This window comes from Dankookia rubra, assembly GCF_004355005.1.
Taxonomy (GTDB): domain Bacteria; phylum Pseudomonadota; class Alphaproteobacteria; order Acetobacterales; family Acetobacteraceae; genus Paracraurococcus; species Paracraurococcus ruber_A.
Genome location: NZ_SMSJ01000373.1, coordinates 1 through 416, shown reverse-complemented (window position 1 = coordinate 416; position 416 = coordinate 1). Strand labels below are relative to the sequence as shown.

1 protein-coding gene is annotated in these 416 nt (G+C 65.6%); it reads left to right on the top strand.

The window, feature by feature from the left end; translation table 11 throughout:
• A partial coding sequence (locus tag E2C06_RS37025) for a sigma-70 family RNA polymerase sigma factor (protein ID WP_133293443.1) occupies positions 1-211 on the top strand: 211 nt, incomplete at its 5' end.
• Between the last annotated feature and the right edge of the window lie 205 nt (positions 212-416).

Genomic DNA, 416 nt, shown 5'->3' with positions numbered 1-416 from the left:
CAGGGTCCTGTCCAGCCTGACCCCGCGCGAGGAGCGGGTGCTGCGCATGCGCTTCGGGATCGGCATGAACACCGACCACACGCTGGAGGAGGTCGGGCAGCAGTTCAACGTCACCCGCGAGCGCATCCGGCAGATCGAGGCCAAGGCGCTGCGCAAGCTCAAGCACCCGTCCCGGTCGCGCAAGCTGCGCAGCTTCCTCGGCGATAGCTAAAGCAGACCAGGGCCTGGCTGCACAGGTCGGCGGTGCGGACGCACAGCTCAATCAGTGTCCGTGCCACACCTTATGACATGCCCGGAGAAGAAAGGTACCCCTCCGCCGAGGGCCGCCTACCGGGATCGGTCTGAACCTGCCTTCTGATCTTACGGGCGTTCTTTCGAGCGCCGTTAAGGGCAGCGGGTGGGGTGCGGAATGGAGA